Below are 19,603 nucleotides of genomic sequence, written 5' to 3'. Positions count from 1 at the left end.
CCAAGGAGACCAATATGTCTATAGCTCATCAAAACGCACATACTATTATTCGCGATATTTTATCTAAGCAGCACATTGAGCGCGTATGGTTTGTTGGCTGCGGTGGTTCATTAACCGGTTTCTGGCCGGGGAAATATTTTCTCGATTGTGAAGCTAAAAAGCTGGCCGTCGGCTATGTTACCAGTAATGAATTTGTCCATGCGACGCCGAACGCGTTAGGTAAAAACAGCGTAGTGATCCTCGCCTCGCAGCAGGGCAACACCGCTGAAACGGTGGAAGCCGCCCGCATCGCGCGTCAGAAAGGCGCCGCCACTATTGGACTGGTATATACCCCCGGCACGCCGCTGTGCGAACACAGCGATTACACTATTGAATACTGCTGGGCGCGCTATCCCGAAACCGTCGATCCGACGCAGCAAAAAGCGGCATACAGCCTGTGGCTGGCGCTGGAAGTACTTGCACAAACTGAGGGATACGCCCATTACGATGAGATGGTCAGCGCCTTTGCCAGTTTTGAATCCGTGGTACGCGGCGCTCAGCAGCAGGTTCAGGCGGATGCGCGCCATTTTGCCGAAGCCTGGAAGACCGAAAAGGTCATCTACATGATGGGCAGCGGCCCCTCATTCGGCGCCGCGCATCAGGAATCCATCTGTATTCTGTTGGAGATGCAGTGGATTAACTCCGCCAGCATCCACAGCGGCGAGTATTTCCACGGCCCCTTTGAGATTACCGAAACGGGAACGCCGTTTATTTTATTAAAAAGCAGCGGCCGCACCCGCCCGCTGGATGATCGCGCGATCCGCTTTATCGAACGTTACCAGGGAAAACTGCAGATTATTGACGTGGAAAAGGTGGGAATCGACGCACTGCACGCCAGCGTGCGCGAATATTTCTGCGGCCTGCTGCACAACTGCGTACTGGATGTTTACAACCTGGCGCTGGCCACCGCTCGCAACCACCCGCTGACCACCCGCCGCTATATGTGGAAAGTCGAATATTGATTCGCTAACCGCCTGCCAGCCCCGGCGTAATTCTCCGGGGCTGCGTTGAGGATTACCAGCTAAAATCTTCAATACGTAATTCAAAAATATCGTGAATATAGCCAATTTCCGCTACCGGTAGCGCCACGTTATAGAGTATTTTCAGGCGCTGGAACGAGTGATTCACCATGGCAATAAATTCACCATGCTGGCGGGTAAATTGCTCAAGATCTTTATAATGGCTAATTTCATTACGCATTACCAGACGCTCAATCATACAGCTGAGATGCACATATAAACTGATAATTAAGTTATTATTAAAATGAAAACCAAGCGTATTTTGCCACTCAGCGATAATGGTTTCGATATGGCCCATGGTTTTTCCAGCATTCAGTATCGTCAGAGAGTTGACAACGTTATGCAGTGAAAACTCACGAACCATATTTTTATTAATCAGCGCAATTTGCTTTTCATTAAGATAGCCGCTTAAGAGCTGACTCAGATGTCGATGCCCCTGCTCGCCAAGTAGTTCCTCAATGCCAACCCAGNGCACTCCGGCCAGCTGCGGGTCGTGGGTACCCACGACCGCAATAACTTCATACTGGTGGAGCAACGATACCGCTGTACGACTGTTTTTTAAGCGCGTATACTCGCAGGCGATGATGTTAATATCAAAATCGTTGAGCAGGCTCTTCTCCATCAGATTTTTAAATTTAAATGCGGTACCGATACCTGTAATACAGGTCACCAGCAGCACACGCTCTTTTTTTTCTGCGGGCCAGAACACATCCCAACGCGACTGATTAAGCGGCACGATCTCTTCGGCGATTTGTTCGATGTTTTTTCCCAACGCGATCTCGCTGGCAACGTTCAGCGCCATGCGGGTCGTGACGTTATCCACCACTACCAGCGGGCCGTTAATCACCGACAAAAGCGCATCGGCAATCTCCTTGGTGTAGCCCATATCAATAAGCACCATCACACCCGCACGCGTGTCCGTATGCTGGAGATAATCAACCACGGCGCGACTGACATCGTTAAACGCCACCTCCATCGGCATATCCATGGCCTGGTAGATCTTCTCGCCAATCAGGCGGTTGGCAACGCCGGCAATGCTGCTGGCGGTCGAATAACCGTGGGCGATTATCAGCGCTTTCACTTTTCCGCCGCTGGTCGCATCGATAGCATTACTGACAATGGCGGTAATCGCCAGACGGTCAAGCGTATCGATGAGCAGATCGTATTTATTATTGACGACATCCAGTAGTTTCTCCGCGATGCGTTGCGCCAGCCCCGCCGAGGAGTCCAGCCAGCGCTGCATCACCAGACGCACGGGCTCAGCAACGCTGCGCGGCGCCAGAGGGAGGCTGGTGAGGTAGCGGCCGGTAAGATAAGCGAATTCGACATTTAGCTGAAGGTCATAATTGACAGCGATTGCTTTGCCCACATCTTCAATAAAGCGCAGCCGTTTGTCCTGCAGAGAGACCGTACTCTCCTGATTCATCAGCGCATCAAGATAGAGCGTCACGTTCTGATAAATAAGCTTTTCAAAGGTCCGCACGCTAATATTATCCTGAGCCAACTCCTCGCACAGGCTACAAATATTTTCCGTTAGCCGTTGGTATTCATGGTGACGACCAGAAAAAAGAGGCTGCGCGTCGCCATCGCGGTAAATCATAACCCGCTCGCTATTTTGCTGAAGGGTAAAAGGCGCATCCGCCAGTAATCGGTCGGGCAGCAAACCCGCTTTTATATGTAAAAGACCGCTATCACGTTCGCCAAATGTCCAGGCGCTGGCGCAAATATTGCGAATCAAATTTTCCAGCCCACCGACATTTCCTTCAAGCGTTTCACGCATTAGCTGGCTGACGATTTCGCCATCCAGCTCCAGATCGTGGTTCAAACGCTGGGCTTCACGGCGGAAAAAGTGGTGGATAAACGCCAGCCGCTCGAATTGGCCGCGTTCAGCGATCGGCAGAATTTTTACAATCACCGGAATACGGCGAATAAAGGTCGCCAGGAAGTGTTTTTCCAGATCCTCGGTTGAAGCAAAAATTAGCCGCACCGTGGCGCTGCGCTCGTCGGCGCTCTCCCCCAGCCGGCGCCAGCTACCGTTATCCATAAAATGAAACAACTTTTCCTGGCCTTCGGGCGGCAGCCGATGAACCTCATCGATAAACAACACCCCGCCGTTGCTGGTCTCGATAAGACCAGGAACGGCCTTATCGGCGCCGGTAAAGGCCCCCTTCGCATGACCAAATAACTTCGAGGTCAGTAGTTCTGGATTATTCGCGTACTCGGCGCAGTTAAATACGGTAAAAGGCGCATCGGCAGGTAAAATACCTTCATCTATTGCGTAGTGCCAGAGCTGGCGAGCTAGAAAACTTTTCCCGGTGCCAGTAGGGCCCCGCAGCAGCAGCGGCAGACCTGCGCCAGGGTAGCTGATGGCAGCCTTGCACTGGCGCAATGCTTCCTGCAGGCTGCCCTGCGCGCCAATCAGCTGCGCCAGACTATCCTGACGATCCGCGCACAGCGCCTGAATGGAGGCGTATTCGCCGTGCCGAACCGCCAGGCGGTGATGATCGCGCAGAACGGTAACGGGTAAAAACAGCACCGGGCGACCGTTCACTTTGACCACCCGCTGCTCGCGATGGAGATTATTCAGATGATGGCTGATGATGCTGCGTTTTTGCTTCAAGCTATCGGCGATGGCCATAGCGTTAAACTCGCCCAGCGCTTCCGCCGTCAGCGCTCGCCCGGCGATCCGTTGTTCTAGTTGGCGAAAAATCGACTCCTTATTCATCTCGCTCCCCTGTCAAAAGCGTAAAATTCGCTTATACGACAATTCGCGCAGGACGTCGCTGCCGCCAGCCACACTTCTTTAAAAACGCTTAATTTTTCATGGCTTAACGTTCCCCGCATGCCAGATGCGCTCGGCATAGCGGCCAATCACCGCCAGCGAGACGGCAAGGATCAGGAAAAACAGCACCTTGTGCATCCCGTTCCAGAAAAACTCAAAGAAACGGGTATAGAGATTGATCGCCAGGAAGGTTAGTCCGAAGCCGCGCAGCATTCCGTCATCGGTTTTCAGGCTGATAAAAATGCAGACGCCGGCCGCTACGGCAAACAGCAGCCCCCACGGCAGGAGTCGCGCCTGGCTCACCTGGTACCAGCTGTCTGCGTCGTAATTGCCGAAAATCGACATGATCCACAGCGCAATAAACAGGTACGTGAGGCCCATCGCCTTGCTGACGGTAAACAGCTGCCGCTGGCGAAGCAGGGATTGCGCGCCGTAGCAGAGCGCCAGCAGCGCGCCGCCGAACAGGACGAAGCGAATCGGGTAGTTCATGCCCAGCCAGTAGGCGCCCCACCCCGAGACGTAGCCGGTTTCCGCGCCGAACCAGTTGCCCAGCGCCAGCAGAAAAAAGAGCCACACCAGCCCGGAGCGGGCAATATAGCCGATGGCGCCGTAAATCACGCATCCGGCCAGAAACAGCGGTGCGATATGGCCGCTGCCGTTATCCAGCCGTTCGCCAAGCTGCCATAGCGCCACGGCGGTAAAGACGACGCCCAGAAACAAAATCGCCTCGGTGCTGTAGTGCCACTGCGTCTCCCGCCGCTGGCGACGAAACCCCCAGCCGTAGCAGGCGACTGCCAGCAGCGCAGGCAGCAGGATCCGCATCAGCGCCGAGTGGCTGAACAGGCTCAGCAGCCACGCCACCAGCTCGCTGTCGGCGAACAGACTGCCCAGGGAAATCAGCACGCAGGCCAGCGCGGTCCAGAAGGCATAGCGGCTCAGGCGCCGCCAGTCGAAGGGGGAGACGCGCATCGTTTGCGCCAGCCGCTGGCTGTCCGAGGGGGTTAACTCCCCGCTGGCCTGCCAGGCATTCAGCGCGCGCTGAATAATGCGCTGCTCTTTTCGGGTTACGTTCATAGGCATTCCTTGAGACTGATGACAAACCTGTTTTCGCTAATATGCTCGCCTTTCTGCCGGGCAGCGGCTGTCGCCCTCCCCGGCCTAATTAACCATTTATATATCAGATTGTTACTCCTTACCGTAAGCCCGCGTAAGCGCAGCGCCGCCGAGCATGATATCAGGCACGGAGCCGCTTTATTGCCGGGTGGCGGCTGGCGCCTTACCCGGCCTACGGTCCGTAGCAGCCAGCCGTTAACTTACCCACTTGTGCGACTGAAACTGCCGGTGTTGCGGCCTCAACATCGCTGAGACGTTCCCGGNAGGCCGGGGCAGCCCGCATGGATGCGGGCTGAGGGCCGTGTTTTGCATGGACGCTGCCTCGGCCCGACCCGAAGCCTGCAGGGATAAGTCGAAGGCACCGCGCAGCGGCGATGTTGCTGGCCGGAGCCCGGGGGTACAGGGGGCGGCGGCGACTGGCCGCCCCCTGTGCGCTCCCTGCGCCATGAGTGACATAACGCAGAAGGCGTATCGGGAGCGCAATGTGTGCTGAAGTCGTAGATCACATACAGGACTTCCCGACAGTGCTTTCCCTCCCCTACTCCCGGAGGGAAAGGGAACCGTCCAGCAGCGCCGGCCGGGCAATACCCGAAGATGGCACATTGCCAGCCATCTGATTCCTTGTGATTAATGTTGGTCCAGCCACGCCAGCGCCTGCTCGCCCGCCTCGTCCATCGGCAGGTAGACCAGCAGGCGCGAGCCGTTGCGCGGCGCCGAATACCAGTACATCTGCTGCAGGCTGAATCGCCCGAGCTGCGGGTGGTTAAAATGTTTAATCTGGTTTTCCACGCCGCGCACCTCGTAGCGCTGATGCCACAGCGCTTCAAACTCCGACGAGGCGGCGAAAAAGCGCGCCAGTTTGTTTTCCCACGCCGGATCGCCGCGGTGCTCGGCCATCGCGGCGCGGAAATAGGAGACGAAGGTCGGCAGCACATCGCGATTTTCGATCCGGCTGCGCCAGGTCTCATGGGTCAGATAGAGATAAATGCAGTTGCGATCTTCTTCCGGGAGGGTGGCGAAATCGATGCCCATCAGGCGGCAGAAGCTGTCGTTCCACGCCACAATATCAAAGTTCGGTTTCTGAATGCTGGCCGGCTGCGGCATCAGGCTGTCCAGCATCCGGCGGGTCCCTGGGCTGATGCCTTCGCACACCGTCACCTGGGTGGCTTCCGGCGGGGTCAGCCCGGCGAGCACGAACAGATGCCGGGTCTCCAGCGGACTGCACTGCAGGGCATTCGCCACCCCCACCAGCACCGCCTCCGACGGATTCACCTCCCGCCCCTGCTCCAGCCAGGTGTACCAGGTAACGCCGACGTCGGCGAGCATCGCCACCTCTTCCCGGCGCAGACCCGGCGTGCGCCGGCGGCCCACCCGGGGCAACCCCAGGCGCTGCGGATCGAGGCTTTCACGGCGGGCGCGCAGAAAGGCCCCCAGCTGTTTGCGTCGATCGTCCGGCACGGCGATCGTCGACTCCCGTTGCGGCATCGTGGTCATCACCCCTCCAGCATAGTAGTGCCAATACCAGTATAGACAGGAACTGGTACCCGTTTAATTTATCGGTAATGCTACGTCGGTCTGCTGAATGACGCAATGGAGAATCCCATGAATACGTCTGCTGTTTCACCCGGCCGCGCCGGTCTGTTGCTGCTGCTGAGCGGCCAGATGCTGCCGCTTATTGATACCTCGATCACCAATGTGGCGCTGGACGCCATCACCCACACCCTGGCGGCCAGCGCCACGCAGCTGGAGCTTATCGTCGCGCTGTACGGCGTCGCCTTTGCCGTCTGCCTGGCGATGGGCAGTAAGCTTGGCGATAACTATGGCCGCCGGCGCCTGTTTATGTGGGGCGTCGCCCTCTTTGGCATCGCTTCCCTGCTGTGCGGGATAGCGAACAACATTGGCGCCCTGCTGGCGGCCCGCACCCTGCAGGGCGCCGGGGCGGCGCTGATTGTGCCGCAGATCCTCGCGACCCTGCACGTCACCCTCAAAGGCCCCGCCCACGCCCGGGCCATCAGCCTGTATGGCGGGATCGGCGGGATCGCCTTTATCGTCGGTCAGATGGGCGGCGGCTGGCTGGTGTCGGCGGACATCGCCGGGCTGGGCTGGCGCAACGCCTTTTTTATCAATGTGCCGATCTGCCTGCTGGTGCTGGCTCTGAGCCGCCGCTATGTGCCGGAAACCCGTCGCGAGACGCCGTCGCGGATTGACTGGCAGGGTACGCTGTACCTCGCGCTGATCCTCTGCTGCCTGCTGTTCCCGATGGCCCTCGGTCCGGAGCTGCACTGGCCGCTGTGGCTGCAGCTGATGCTGGTGGCGGTCCTGCCGCTGCTGTTCGCCATGCGTCAGAGCGCCCTGCGCCAGCAGCAGCGTGGCGACCATCCTCTGCTGCCGCCGCGTCTGCTGCAGTTGACCAGCATCCGCTTCGGGATGGCCATCGCCCTGCTGTTTTTCAGCGCCTGGTCCGGCTTTATGTTCTGCATGGCGCTGACCATGCAGGAGGGGCTGGGGATGGCGCCGTGGCAGTCCGGCAATAGCTTTATCGCCCTCGGCGTGGCCTATTTTATTTCGGCGCTGTATGCCCCGCGGCTTATCGCCCGCTACAGCATGGGGCGGATCCTGCTGACCGGTCTGGCGGTGCAGATCGCCGGTCTCCTGCTGCTGTGCGCCACCTTCTCCCGCTTCGGCGTCGCCACCAACGCCCTGACGCTGGTTCCCGCCACGGCGCTGATCGGCTATGGCCAGGCGCTGATCGTCAACAGCTTTTATCGGATTGGTATGCGCGATATCAGCGCCAGCGACGCCGGGGCCGGGAGCGCAATCCTCAGCACCCTGCAGCAGGCGACCCTCGGTCTCGGACCGGCTATCCTTGGTTCGCTGTTCCTGGCGCTGGCCCGTCGCGGCGGCGGCAACTATCCGCAGGCGCTGATTGATTTTCTGCTGGTCGAGGTGGCCATGATGCTGTTGCTGGGGGCGATAGCGCTGTGGCTACGCCATCATCTCAACCGACAGCCGGCGACGGTGGCCTCGTAATACCGGCGGCGGTAATTTGCATAATAGCTATCCAGCGGTCATCATACCCGCTGGATATTCAGGAGACGTTATGCAGGAATTAATATCGCAAATTGCCGCCTTAGGAATCGAAATAACCCCCACCCGCTCGCTGATGATTATCTTCGGCATTATCTTGTTCACCGCCGTGGTCGTGCATCTGATATTGCACAAAGTGGTCCTGCGCGCATTTGAAAAACGGGCGCTGGCCAGCAGCCATCTGTGGCTGCAAATAATCACGCAGAATAAACTCTTTCACCGACTGGCCTTTACCCTGCAGGGGATCATCGTCAACGTCCAGGCGGTGCTGTGGCTGCAAAAAGGCAGCGAGGCCGCGGAAATATTAACCACCGTGGCCCAGCTATGGGTGATGATATATGCCATGCTGTCCTTCTTCTCGCTGCTGGATGTCATTTTAAAGCTGGCGCAGAAATTTCCCGCCGCCTCACAGCTGCCGCTGAAGGGCATATTCCAGGGAATTAAGCTGGTGACGGCGATTATTATCGGCATTCTGATTATTTCGCTACTGATAGGCCAGTCGCCAGCGATCCTGATTAGCGGGCTCGGCGCGATGGCCGCGGTGCTGATGCTGGTGTTTAAAGATCCGATCCTCGGTCTGGTGGCCGGTATCCAGCTCTCTGCCAACGATATGCTCAAGCTTGGCGACTGGCTGGAGATGCCGAAGTACGGCGCCGACGGCGCGGTGATCGATATCGGCCTCACCACGGTCAAGGTGCGCAACTGGGACAATACCATCACCACCATTCCGACCTGGTCGCTGGTCTCTGACTCGTTTAAAAACTGGAGCGGCATGTCGGCCTCCGGCGGCCGCCGCATCAAACGCAGCCTTAACATCGACACCACCAGCATTCATTTTCTTGATGAACAGGAGCAGCAGCGCCTGATCCGGGCGAAATTACTCAAACCCTATATGGATTCACGCCACGAGGAGATTAGCGCCTGGAACCAGCAGTACGCCGGGGAGCAATCGATCCTCAACGAGCGGCGGATGACCAATGTCGGCACCTTCCGCGCCTATCTGCAGGAGTATTTACGCCATCATCCGCGCATCCGCCAGGATATGACCCTGATGGTGCGCCAGCTGGCGCCGGATGCCAACGGCTTGCCGATCGAGATCTACTGCTTCACCAACACCGTGGTATGGGCGGAATATGAGGGGATCCAGGCGGATATTTTCGACCATGTCTTCGCTGTGGTGGATGAGTTTGGCTTACGCATTCATCAAACGCCCACCGGCAACGATATTCGCGCGCTGACCGGCGCCTTCTCCCGCTGATCCTCAGACGCTGGCGCGGTCTATCACGCGCCAGTCCATCATCACCCGCTCGACGGCAGCGTCGGGATCGTCGATGCGTTTCATCAGTAGAGACACCGCCGTACGGCCGATCGCCCGGGAGGGCTGTTCGACGGTGGTCAGCTGCGGGGAGACCACTTCCGCCAGCTCGGTGCCATCGAAGCCGATCACCGCGATATCCTCCGGCACCCGCAGTCCGGCCTGGGCGATAGCCCGCAGCGCCCCGGCGGCGAGGGAGTCCGAAACGGCAAACACCGCATCGGGCTTCTCGTCTTGCGACAGCAGTTGCTCCATCGCCCGTTTACCGGCCGCCGCGCTAAGATCCTGCGCGTAGGTCACCTGCTGATACGCCAGACCGTGCACGTGCAGCACGCTTTTATAGCCGCGCTCGCGCAGACGGGCATAGCGATAGCTGAGGTCGTGATTAATGAGCGCGATGCGGCGGCGGCCGCTATCGGCCAACCGGGATACCGCCCCCTGAGCCGCCTCAACGTCGTTAATCCCGACGCAGGAGATGCTGCCGGTGTCGGCATACTCCGCGCACTGCACCCAGGGCGCATCGCCAATCATGGTGGTCAGTTCCGGCAGGCTGGAGAGCGCGTTCATGGTAATAATGCCGTCGACCATTTTGCCGGAGAGCAGCTGCAGGCCCGAGGTCGAGCGGGCCAGATCCGACCCGGAGTTACACAGCAGAATGCGGTAGCCATTCTTCTCCGCCTCTTCTTCTATCCCCTTCACCACCTCGGCGCAAAAGGGGTTAGCGATATTGGAGACCATCACCAGGATCATATTGCTGCGGGCGGTTCGCAGCTGACGCGCCAGCAGGTTCGGCTGATAGTTGCTCTCTTTGATCGCCTGCAGTACGCGCTCACGGTTTTTGGCTTTTACCGTATCGCTGTTGTTCAGCACCCGCGACACCGTGGCCACCGAGACGCCGGCCAGACGAGCAATTTTCTGAATAGACATAAACCCTGCACTTCCTGCGATAGAGGTGGATCCTGCAGGCTATCATAAATGACCTCTGATTGGCCTGCCAGCCTGGCGCGAAAGCGTAGCTCAGCGAGACGGTGTCCCGGGAAACTATTAATAATCAGGGCTTCTCTCCCGCCCCGTTAACGCGCATCCTTTTGCCGTTTCATATTCTCATTAGCGCAGGAGGCGCAACAGACCGCCTGCGCCCCATTTTTTCTTTTATGATTAAGGATGATATCCCCATGAGGCTCTCCACCGCGGTTCTCGCCCTCAGCTGTGCCCTGGCAACGATCACCGGCTGCACCTCGTCAAAATCGTCACCGGAACGCCATGCCTACGCCTTCGTCGCCCACCGGTCCGATTTTGTCGGCGGCAACTTCACCGTCAACCGCCAGGAAAATTACCGTTTAAACCTGCCGACCTTTACGGCGATGTATGCCCGCGGACAGCAGGATAAAGCCGCTGGCATGAGCGAAAGCGATGCCCGCCGCACCGCGGAAGCCATCAAACAGCAGGCGGCGCAGGGCACCCGCACCGAGCACGCCTTCACCGGCAATGCCAGCGACAAATGGGATAATGCGATGGAAAATAAAGATGCCGTCCTGTTCGGCAACGAGCTCTCCGGTGCCTATCTCGACGGCTATCTTGGGGTGAAATAATCCTGCGCCCCACCTGCGCTCAGCGTTCAACGCTGACCCAGCGCTGTTCCTGATGGCTTTTGACGATCGCCTCGATGATGTACTTCACATCGGCGCCGTCGTCGAAAGCGGCGAAGCGCCGGACCCCGGCCGCCGGCATCTTCCCGGCGCGCACCGCCTGATAAAAATGCCCCATCATATTCTTAAAGGCGTCCGGCCAGCCCTCAATATGGCCGCCGGGGTAATGGGCGCTGTCAGCGATTTCCGGCCGCAGCAGGCTCGGGTCATCGCTGAGCAGGCGATCCGGCTGCTCGCGGTGGCCGATCCACAGCCGCTGGGGCACTTCCTGATCCCAGGCCAGAGAACAGAGGCTGCCGTTAATCTCCACCGCCAGACGGTTTTTCCGCCCGGCGCTCACCTGAGAGACCATAAAGCTGCCCTTGCTGCCATCGTCAAAACGCAACAGCACCGAGCCAAAGTCCTCGGTATCGACAGGCCGCGTTTCATATGCCTGCGCCTCGTGAACGGCGCTGAAGGTCGCTTTGCCATTGACCGGCGCTTTACGCGTTGGCCAGACGATAGACAGATCCGCCATCACCTCGACAATCCGCCGACCGGTCATAAACTGCACGGTATCGCACCAGTGGGAGCCGATGTCGGCCACCGTCCGCGACGCGCCGCCCTGCGCCGAATCGACCCGCCAGTTGTAGTCNGTCTCCAGCAGCATCCAGTCCTGTAAATAGCTGCCGTGGGCCGCGAAGATTCTGCCGACCTCGCCATGGCGGATCATCGCCGCCGCCTGCTGGACCATAGCGAACTGGCGGTAGACGAAGCTGACGCCATGCACCACGCCGGCCCGGGCGGCAAGCGCCACCAGCTCCCGCGCCTCCTCCGCCGTCATACACAGCGGTTTTTCGGAGAAGACGTGCAGCCCGGCGGCGAGGATCTGCCGGTTAATCTGGGCATGTAGATGGTTGGGCGTGCAGTTATGCACCACCTGCAGCCCCGGATGGGCCAGCAGCGCCTCCACGCTGTCGTAGGCATGGGCAATGTTCAGCGCTCGCGCCTTGCGCTGCGCCGCCTCAAGGCGGCTGTCGCACAGCGCCACCACCTCGACATCTCCCAGCCGCCGCAGCGCCTCCAGATGCGCCGGGCCAATAAACCCTGCCCCGATAATCGCAACCTGAATCATGTTACTCCCTCCCGCCGGCGGCAAAGTCATCGAAGGCCCGTCCGGCAACGGGAATGATATGGCGGCGGATAAACTCGCTGCCCTCGCGCGCGCCGGTCTCACTATCCTTCAGGCAGCACTCCCACTCCAGCACCGCCCAGCCGGCAAAATCATATTCGGTCAGCTTACTGAACACCCCTTTGAAGTCGATCTGCCCGTCGCCGGGAGAGCGGAAACGCCCGGCCCGCTGCTGCCAGGGCTGGTATCCACCGTAGACGCCATTGCGCCCGTTGCGGCGAAATTCGGCGTCCTTGACGTGAAACGCTTTAATACGCGCATGATAGATATCGATATAGGTCAGGTAGTCCATCTGCTGCAGATGCAGGTGGCTCGGGTCATAGAGCATATTGCAGCGCGGATGGTTATCCACCAGCGCAAGAAAACGCTCAAAGGTCACGCCATCGTGCAGGTCTTCGCCGGGGTGGATCTCATAGCAGACATCGACCCCCTGCTCGTCGAAGAGGTCCAGCAGCGGCCGCCAGCGCCGGGCCAGCTCGGCAAAGGCCTCATCCAGAAGCGGCTGATTATGCGGCGGCCACGGATAAAAAAAGGGCCATGCCAGCGCCCCGGAAAAGGTCGCGTGCGCCTGCAGCCCCAGGCGGCCGGAGGCTACCGCCGCCTGGCGCACTTTCTCCACCGCCCAGCGCTGGCGCGCCTGCGGATCGCCATGCAGCGCCGCCGGGGCAAAGGCGTCGAACGCCGCGTCATACGTTGGATGCACCGCCACCAGCTGTCCTTCAAGGTGAGTGGACAGCTCGCTGATCACCAGCCCATGCTCCGCCAGGATGCCGCTGACCTCGTCGCAGTAGGTCTGGCTCGCCGCCGCCCGCTCGACATCAAAAATCGCCGGGTGGTTGCAGGGGATCTGCAATGCCTTGTACCCCAGGCCGGCGGCCCACTGCGCTATCCCCGCCAGGGTGTTGAACGGCGCCTGCGTCCCGATAAACTGCGCCAGAAAAATGCCCGGTCCCTTAATCGTTTTCATACCCCCTCCTGAAAAATTAGTGCGGCTCTTTCTCGTTGTACTGGAAAGAGAAAAGGAAAATCAGCGCGATAACCGCGGCGGCCACCGCCGGGATCCACCAGAAGGTCACCCAGGCCTGAGGCACGCTCTGGCCGGCCACCAGATGGTTATACAGCGCGCCGGAGATCTGCGAGCCCAGCAGCATGCCGATCCCGTAGGTGAACATCACAATCATGCTCTGCGCCTGGCCTTTTACCTTCTCGCCCGCCACGCGGTCGGTGTAGATAAAGCCAACGACAAAGAAAAAGTCATAGCACACGCCGTGCAGCAAAATGCCCAGATAGAGCAGGAAGCGCCCCTCCTCGCTGACTCCGAGAGCGAAAAAGGCGTAGCGGACGAACCACGCCGCCATGCCGATGAGCAGCATGTATTTCACCCCGAGGCGACGGAACAGCAACGGGATCACCAGCATAAAGACGATCTCTGACATCTGACCGAACGACATCGCGGTGCTGACATCTTTGACGCCGGCATCCGCCAGATACGACGCGGTATAGGCGTAATAGGTGCCTAACGGCACGGAAATTAAGGTGGCGCAGAGGGAGAAAATCAGGAAATGGCGGGTTTTCAGCAGCGCGAAGGCGTCCGCGCACAGCAGGTCGCGAAACTGAACCGGCATGCCTTTGGCCGGCGCCGGGGTGTGCGGCAGCGTCAGGCTGTAGAGCGCCAGCGCGACCGAACAGAGCGCCGCCAGCGTGAAGATGCCGGTGGTATCAGAGATACCGGTCACCCCGATGCAGATCCCGGCGATAATCCAGCCGATGGTGCCGAACACGCGGACCACCGGGAAGGTTTTATCGACATTGGCCAGGCTGTGGAAGGCGATATTGTTGGTCAGCGCCAGGGTCGGCATATAGCACAGCGTATAGCCGAACAGCAGGCCAATCAGCAGGGCGCCGTTCTGCGCCACCAGCGCCTGCGGGACAAACCACAGGATCGCCGCCCCGGCCAGGTGCATCACCGCCATCACCTTCTGCGAGGCGAAAAAGCGATCCACCAGCATCCCCAGCACAAAAGGAGACAAGATGGAGGCGATCGGCCCGGCGGAGAACGCATCGCCGATCAGCAATGACATCTCATAGCGGGTCATCACCAGCCCCAGGGTCACCGACCAGCTGCCCCAGATAAAAAACTGCATAAACATCATTAACGACAGCCGCGGCACCAGAAAACGGTGGCTCACGCGGACACTTTCCCGACCTTCTGTTGTTGTGACCATGTTGCTCGCCCTCAGAAAAGTAATCGATTACAAAACCACTCAAAACAAAAGTAATCGATTACAAAAAGAAGATCGCCAGGCAAATGCGCCGCCTGCGAAGAGGATCACAATAAAAAGGCAGGCAGCCCCGCCGGACGGCGGGGCATCTCGCTTACGCCGGGCGGCGCAGCAGTTTGAAGGCGATAAACAGGAACAGGATCCACACCGGCAGCAGGATCGCCGACAGACGCATGCCGTCGATAGTGCACATCAGCGCCAGGATCAGCCCAAGGAAAGCAATGCAGAAGTAGTTGCTGGCGGGCGCCAGCAGCGCTTTGAACTTCGATTCGCGCCCTTTGCGGCGCTGGGCGGCGCGGAACTTCAGATGCGCCATACAGATCATGATCCAGTTCAGCAGCAACGTCGCCACCACCAGGGCCATCAGCAGCCCCAGCGCTTCATGCGGCAGCAGGTAGTTCAGCACCACCACCAGCGAAGTGATAATTCCGGAGAGCAGCAGGGAGTTCACCGGCACGCCGCGCTTGCTGACGCGGGCGAGAAATTTCGGCGCATTACCCTGCACCGACAGGCCGAACAGCATCCGGCTGTTGGAGTACACGCCGCTGTTATACACCGACAGCGAGGCCACCAGAATGACGAAGTTCAGCGCGGAGGCCACCAGGTTGCTGTCCAGATTATGGAAAATCATCACAAACGGGCTGCTGTCGGATTTGATCTCCACCCACGGGTAGAGCGCCAGCAGCACCACCAGCGAACCGATATAGAACAGCAGGATACGATAGACCACCTGATTGACCGCTTTGGGAATGCTCTTTTCCGGGTTTTGCGCTTCGGCGGCGGTGATGCCGATAAGCTCCAGCCCGCCGAAGGAGAACATGATCACCGCCAGCGACAGAATAAGTCCGTGCCAGCCGGTGGCGAGGAAGCCGCCGTGTTTCCACAGATTGTCGAACCCGGCTTTGCTGCCGCCGTGGCCGCCGAACAGCATCCACAGGCCGAAGGCAATCATGCCGATAATCGCCAGCACCTTGATCAGCGCGAACCAGAACTCCGCTTCGCCATACAAGCGTACGTTGACCAGGTTGACGGCGTTAATAATGATGAAGAAAGCCGCCGCCCAAACCCAGGTGGGCACGTCGGGAAGCCAGTACTGCATATAGATCCCGGCGGCGGTCAGCTCCGCCATCCCTACCAGCACGAACATCACCCAGTAGTTCCAGCCGGAGAGAAAGCCGGCGAACGGCCCCCAGTATTTATAGGCAAAGTGGGCAAAGGAACCGGATACTGGCTCTTCCACCACCATTTCGCCCAGCTGACGCATGATCAGAAAAGCGACAATCCCGGCCACGGCGTAACCCAGTAAGACCGCCGGGCCGGCCATTTGAATCGCGGGACCAATGCCGAGAAACAGGCCGGTGCCAATCGCGCCGCCAAGGGCGATAAGTTGAATATGTCGGTTCTGTAAACCGCGATGAAGCGTCGGGCCGCTCTCTTCTACGGCATCCGACGACGTTGACGCGTCTTTCACGTCGTTCCCCTGTGTGTTTTTGCGAAGGGGCACCTTTTATCACTTAGGGGGGATTGTCGCAAGTTGCGTGGGGCGAGCGTCAGCCGCCCGCCCCGCTTTTTTTAGCGTCAGAAGTCGTAGCTCATTGAGACGCGGACGGTACGCGGATCGCCTTCGAACAGGTAAGTACCGGTATCGTCAATGCCAGACCAGTACTTCTCGTTGGTCACGTTGGTCACCCCGACGCGCCAGATCATTTCGTTCTGGTCGGCGTTCAGACGCATACGATAGCGCAGGCCTAAATCCAGGGTGGTGTAGCTATCCAGCTTCTTGGTATTGGCCGCATCGGCATACTGCGAGCCGCTATGATTGACGCGCGCGGTGGCGGTCAGGCCTTCCACCGGCTTGATGTCATATTCGGCGCCGAGTACCGCGTAGAAGTTAGCCACCCCGATGGCATCTTTACCGTCGGTTGCGCCTCCAGCGGTTTTAGTCTGTTTGGCATCCAGCCAGACGGTACTGGCGTTAAGACGCAGTCCCAGCATCGGCTCGCCAAAGACGTTCATCTCTACGCCGCGGTTACGCTGCTCGCCGTCGAGGCCGTAATTGCCAGCGGTATCGGAAATGGCGTTCGGTTTTTTGATTTCAAACAGCGCCAGCGATCCTCCGATCGTACCGTAGTCGATCTTGACGCCCACTTCGTCCTGCTTCGAGTGCGCGATCCCGGTACTCTGCCCGGCATTGGCCGCCGTCGTCGGCGCCACAGAGCCCGGCTGCAGCGCTTCGGTATGGTTAGCATACAGCGACAGCTGCTCCCACGGCTTGTACACCAGGCCAAACGTCGGCATCCAGCGGCTTTGGGTATAACGCGAAGAGGTATCTTCCAGCCCGGTGGCGTTGCTGTAGTTGCGCACAACCACTTTCTGATGACGAGCAGCGGCGGTAAACAGCACTTTATCGTTAAAGAAGCCGAGGGTATCACTCAGCAGCCAGCCCTGCGTACGGCTGCGCGAGGTGACCAGCGGATCGTGGTAGTTGCCGCCAAAATAGGCGTTATCCGGCATCGCCACATCATGGTTGTCATAGATATTAGTGGTCGGGTTCCTGGCCGACATCCGCCAGGCGGTCGCATCGGTATGCACCTGCGCCGCATAGCCGAGGTTCACCTTATGCGAAATCGCGCCGGTATTGAAATCGCCGCGTACCCCGCCCATGCCGCTGATCGCGTCGATAATGCGGTTAGTATCCAGGCGGCCCACCGTCGCATCGCCGTTTTTATTCAGAAGCTTCGGCGCGCTGTAGGTACCAATTTCATGCGAATGCTGGCCGCCGAGGGCGCTGTATACCGTCCAGCTATCGGTCAGGTCATATTCTGCCTTCGCCATGCCGAACTCGCTTTCAATATCGCTATAGCCCCACTTCTGGCTGTAGTTTTTGCTGTTGTCCGGCAGCGCCGGAACGAAATCCACGCCGCTGATATTGACGCCCATCGTACCGCCGTGGAACGTTTTCTTCTGATAGCCGAAATCGAGCGAGGAGCGGAAACGGTCGCCGCGGTAATCAAGCCCCAGCGAAGCCAGCGTGGTACGGCGTTTATCATTATCGATAGCGCCTTCACCCTCGCGGTGCACCAGGTTGACCCGGGCGCCGAACTGGTTGTTGTCGCCGAAACGGCGCCCCAGGTCGAGGGTGCCGCCCACCTGAGAATCAGAGGTATAGTCGACGCCAACGCGTGCGGTCGGCAGATCTTCCGCCCGCTTCGGCTCGAGGTTAATCATCCCGCCGACGCCGCTGCTGGCCGCGCCGTTAAGCAGGCTGTTAGCCCCTTTGAAAATTTCAACGCGCTCCAGCATCTGGGTGTCCATCACCTGACGCGGCACCACGCCCGCCAGGCCGCCCATCGTCATGTCATCGCCATCGAGCTTAAACCCGCGGATTCGATAGGTCTCGGCGAAGTTGCCGTAGCCCTGTACGGCCTGCACGCCAGCGTCGTTACTGACGACATCGGCGATAGTTTTCGCCTGCTGATCCTGAATCAGCTTCGAGGTATAGCCGATGACGTTAAACGGGACGTCCATCGCTTTTTGTTCGCCAAGCATCCCCAGACGGCCGCCGTGGGCGATCTGGCCATCGAGGAATGCCGGAACCACCAGGTCGCCGCCGGATTTAAAATCGCTGGTTTCGTTAGCCTCGACGATGAGGGTCTCTTCGCCAGGCTGCTTCGCGGCGGCAGCGTCCGCGGCCATCGCCGTTTGACTGGCGGCGCCGATGGCTAAGGCCAGCAGCGTTTTACGCAGCGGGAAGGATGAATAGTGCGTGGTGTGCATAATTTGCCCCATGGATGAGGATAAATGAATCAAAGGGCCCGTCGCCGGAGCCGTTATTTTTATTNCGCGTTCAGGTCGATACGTACGACGCTGTCCGGGCCTTTAGTGGAGTGGTCTTTATTGAAGGGCTGTTTGACGGTGACAAACAGCGTCTGACCATCGGCGGAAAGCAGCAGGCTGTTGGGATTGGCCGGCAGCGCCCAGCTTTTCTTCAGCGTGTAGCGGCTGGCGTCAAGGCTGATGACCTTGCCGGATTCACGCTGTGAAATATAAATTTCGTGGCGTTTCTTATTGAACTGCACCGCCAGCGAATCGCCGACGTCGAGCTGTTTAAGCAGCTTGCCGCTGTGGATATCCAGCACCAGAGTGGTTTTCGCTTTCGAGTTGTCGGTCACGAACAGACGGCCGGTGTCGCTATCTTCGGCCATATTAAGCAGCAGCGCCGGCTTGTCGCCCAGCGGCTTCCAGCGCTGTTCAATGCGTTGGTTACGCGGGTTGATCACCAGAATTTCACCGCTGCCGTTAGCGGCGTACACGCGACCGGTTTGCGCTGAGTAGTGCAGGCCGGTCATCCACTTACCGGTATTTTTAATCCGCGTTTTCAGCTTCAGGGTAGTGGCGTCAACCACCCAGATTTGCGCCGGGTCNCGACCGCGCCAACGTAGAGAGTATTATTCAGCAACAGCAGCTGACGGGCCCCATAAGGGCGACCTTTTTCATTGCGCTCGCTGAACAGCAGGCGGTTTTTTACCTTGCCGGTGGCGGTGTCGATAGCGCTGATGCCGCCGTCCAGCGAATTGCTGACATACAGCGTTTTACCCTCCGCAGAGAGCTGTAAAGCGAAGTTTTTCAGATCGGTATGCGTCAGGCCGATGGTATTGAGGGTGTACGGATCCAGTGTGTAAACCGCCCCGCCCTGTACATTTTTAAAGCCTTCAGCGCTGGCGACGTACAGCGCATCACCCTGCGGGCTTAACGCCATCTCGTACAGCCCTTCCGCTAGCTGGCGCTGCAGCGGTTGCGCCACGTTAGGGACTGGCGAGTCGACAACCGGTTGGGAAACGGCAGAGGAATGAGGCGTCGCGCAGCCGCTTAACGCCGCGCTGATGGCCAGCGTCAACGCCGGAAGTGTGTATTTCATTGGATCAACCCTATAAAAAATCAATGACCCGATGGACGCGCAGCGGCCGATATTGTGTGTTTCCAGCCTGCTGTCTTTACGTCACCCTACGCCTTCGCGACTCTTAGTGAACGACTCACTGGCGCAGCTCGAACCTTGCCAAAATTACGAATGAAAAAGAGAATGAGAACTATACTCATTATCTAATATCAAACAAGTCCTGGCGGGCAAAAAAGATAATCTGCTGAT

13 protein-coding genes and 1 pseudogene are annotated in these 19,603 nt (G+C 58.8%); 4 read left to right on the top strand and 10 right to left on the bottom strand.

Annotated features, from left to right (window positions below; genetic code table 11):
• The first annotated feature begins 14 nt into the window (after positions 1 to 14).
• The gene (locus VZP09_RS02830) at positions 15 to 1,001 is read left to right on the top strand and encodes an SIS domain-containing protein (protein ID WP_004147471.1); all 987 of its coding nucleotides are present in this window, start codon (positions 15 to 17) and stop codon (positions 999 to 1,001) included.
• A 52-nt stretch (positions 1,002 to 1,053) separates the two neighbouring features.
• Here VZP09_RS02830 and VZP09_RS02825 read toward each other — a convergent pair whose 3' ends face one another.
• From VZP09_RS02825 to VZP09_RS02815, 3 genes are all read right to left on the bottom strand, one after another.
• Positions 1,054 to 3,783, bottom strand: coding sequence for a sigma 54-interacting transcriptional regulator (locus VZP09_RS02825; protein WP_328794881.1), 2,730 nt, complete (start codon positions 3,781 to 3,783; stop codon positions 1,054 to 1,056).
• 96 nt (positions 3,784 to 3,879) lie between these two features.
• Positions 3,880 to 4,914, bottom strand: coding sequence for a DUF2157 domain-containing protein (locus tag VZP09_RS02820; RefSeq protein ID WP_004183291.1), 1,035 nt, complete (start codon positions 4,912 to 4,914; stop codon positions 3,880 to 3,882).
• A gap of 666 nt (positions 4,915 to 5,580) precedes the next feature.
• Positions 5,581 to 6,447: a helix-turn-helix transcriptional regulator gene (locus VZP09_RS02815; RefSeq protein WP_004151823.1), complete on the bottom strand. Its 867-nt coding sequence runs from the start codon at positions 6,445 to 6,447 to the stop codon at positions 5,581 to 5,583.
• 108 nt (positions 6,448 to 6,555) lie between these two features.
• Between VZP09_RS02815 and VZP09_RS02810 the strand changes: the two genes are divergently transcribed.
• A complete protein-coding gene (locus tag VZP09_RS02810) occupies positions 6,556 to 7,983 on the top strand; it encodes an MFS transporter (protein ID WP_064148261.1) in 1,428 nt (475 codons plus the stop codon).
• Positions 7,984 to 8,053: 70 nt separating this feature from the next.
• Complete coding sequence (locus VZP09_RS02805; RefSeq protein ID WP_004142570.1) at positions 8,054 to 9,298, top strand: mechanosensitive ion channel family protein; 1,245 nt, start codon at positions 8,054 to 8,056, stop codon at positions 9,296 to 9,298.
• A 3-nt stretch (positions 9,299 to 9,301) separates the two neighbouring features.
• Here VZP09_RS02805 and VZP09_RS02800 read toward each other — a convergent pair whose 3' ends face one another.
• Positions 9,302 to 10,282 (bottom strand): LacI family DNA-binding transcriptional regulator, encoded by a 981-nt coding sequence (locus VZP09_RS02800; protein WP_004176981.1) that lies wholly within the window; start codon positions 10,280 to 10,282, stop codon positions 9,302 to 9,304.
• 248 nt (positions 10,283 to 10,530) lie between these two features.
• Between VZP09_RS02800 and VZP09_RS02795 the strand changes: the two genes are divergently transcribed.
• Positions 10,531 to 10,947 carry an Exc2 family lipoprotein gene (locus tag VZP09_RS02795; RefSeq protein WP_004183289.1) on the top strand — a complete coding sequence of 139 codons (417 nt, stop codon included), beginning with the start codon at positions 10,531 to 10,533 and terminating at the stop codon, positions 10,945 to 10,947.
• Positions 10,948 to 10,966: 19 nt separating this feature from the next.
• Here the strand turns inward: VZP09_RS02795 and VZP09_RS02790 are convergent, their stop codons facing one another.
• The 6 genes and pseudogenes from VZP09_RS02790 to VZP09_RS02765 all read right to left on the bottom strand — a co-directional run bounded on the left by VZP09_RS02790 (position 10,967) and on the right by VZP09_RS02765 (position 19,375).
• Positions 10,967 to 12,118, bottom strand: a complete 1,152-nt coding sequence (locus VZP09_RS02790) for a Gfo/Idh/MocA family protein (RefSeq protein ID WP_135729495.1) — start codon at positions 12,116 to 12,118, stop codon at positions 10,967 to 10,969.
• 1 nt (position 12,119) lies between these two features.
• Positions 12,120 to 13,142 (bottom strand): sugar phosphate isomerase/epimerase family protein, encoded by a 1,023-nt coding sequence (locus tag VZP09_RS02785; protein WP_020802270.1) that lies wholly within the window; start codon positions 13,140 to 13,142, stop codon positions 12,120 to 12,122.
• A 16-nt stretch (positions 13,143 to 13,158) separates the two neighbouring features.
• Entirely contained in the window at positions 13,159 to 14,364 is a 1,206-nt protein-coding gene (locus VZP09_RS02780; protein ID WP_004198867.1) for an MFS transporter, read from the bottom strand.
• A 187-nt stretch (positions 14,365 to 14,551) separates the two neighbouring features.
• Entirely contained in the window at positions 14,552 to 15,928 is a 1,377-nt protein-coding gene (gene pheP / locus VZP09_RS02775) for a phenylalanine transporter (RefSeq protein WP_004178890.1), read from the bottom strand.
• Between the two features lie 107 nt (positions 15,929 to 16,035).
• Positions 16,036 to 18,234: a TonB-dependent receptor gene (locus VZP09_RS02770; RefSeq protein WP_101982515.1), complete on the bottom strand. Its 2,199-nt coding sequence runs from the start codon at positions 18,232 to 18,234 to the stop codon at positions 16,036 to 16,038.
• Positions 18,235 to 18,293: 59 nt separating this feature from the next.
• Positions 18,294 to 19,375 (bottom strand): annotated as a pseudogene (locus VZP09_RS02765) (hypothetical protein).
• Between the last annotated feature and the right edge of the window lie 228 nt (positions 19,376 to 19,603).

Source organism: Klebsiella sp. EMBS2024, assembly GCF_036233805.1.
GTDB lineage: Bacteria > Pseudomonadota > Gammaproteobacteria > Enterobacterales > Enterobacteriaceae > Klebsiella > Klebsiella pneumoniae.
The sequence above is the reverse complement of the archived record's forward strand: the minus strand, read 5'-3'. Positions and strand labels throughout refer to the sequence as shown.

What these genes read in the sequence shown, in the direction of transcription:
- VZP09_RS02830 (WP_004147471.1), top strand. Translation starts at nt 15, where the DNA reads ATGTCTATAGCTCATCAAAACGCACATACTATTATTCGCGATATTTTA.
- VZP09_RS02820 (WP_004183291.1), bottom strand. Translation starts at nt 4,914, where the DNA reads ATGAACGTAACCCGAAAAGAGCAGCGCATTATTCAGCGCGCGCTGAAT.
- VZP09_RS02815 (WP_004151823.1), bottom strand. Translation starts at nt 6,447, where the DNA reads ATGACCACGATGCCGCAACGGGAGTCGACGATCGCCGTGCCGGACGAT.
- VZP09_RS02810 (WP_064148261.1), top strand. Translation starts at nt 6,556, where the DNA reads ATGAATACGTCTGCTGTTTCACCCGGCCGCGCCGGTCTGTTGCTGCTG.
- VZP09_RS02805 (WP_004142570.1), top strand. Translation starts at nt 8,054, where the DNA reads ATGCAGGAATTAATATCGCAAATTGCCGCCTTAGGAATCGAAATAACC.
- VZP09_RS02800 (WP_004176981.1), bottom strand. Translation starts at nt 10,282, where the DNA reads ATGTCTATTCAGAAAATTGCTCGTCTGGCCGGCGTCTCGGTGGCCACG.
- VZP09_RS02795 (WP_004183289.1), top strand. Translation starts at nt 10,531, where the DNA reads ATGAGGCTCTCCACCGCGGTTCTCGCCCTCAGCTGTGCCCTGGCAACG.
- VZP09_RS02785 (WP_020802270.1), bottom strand. Translation starts at nt 13,142, where the DNA reads ATGAAAACGATTAAGGGACCGGGCATTTTTCTGGCGCAGTTTATCGGG.
- VZP09_RS02770 (WP_101982515.1), bottom strand. Translation starts at nt 18,234, where the DNA reads ATGCACACCACGCACTATTCATCCTTCCCGCTGCGTAAAACGCTGCTG.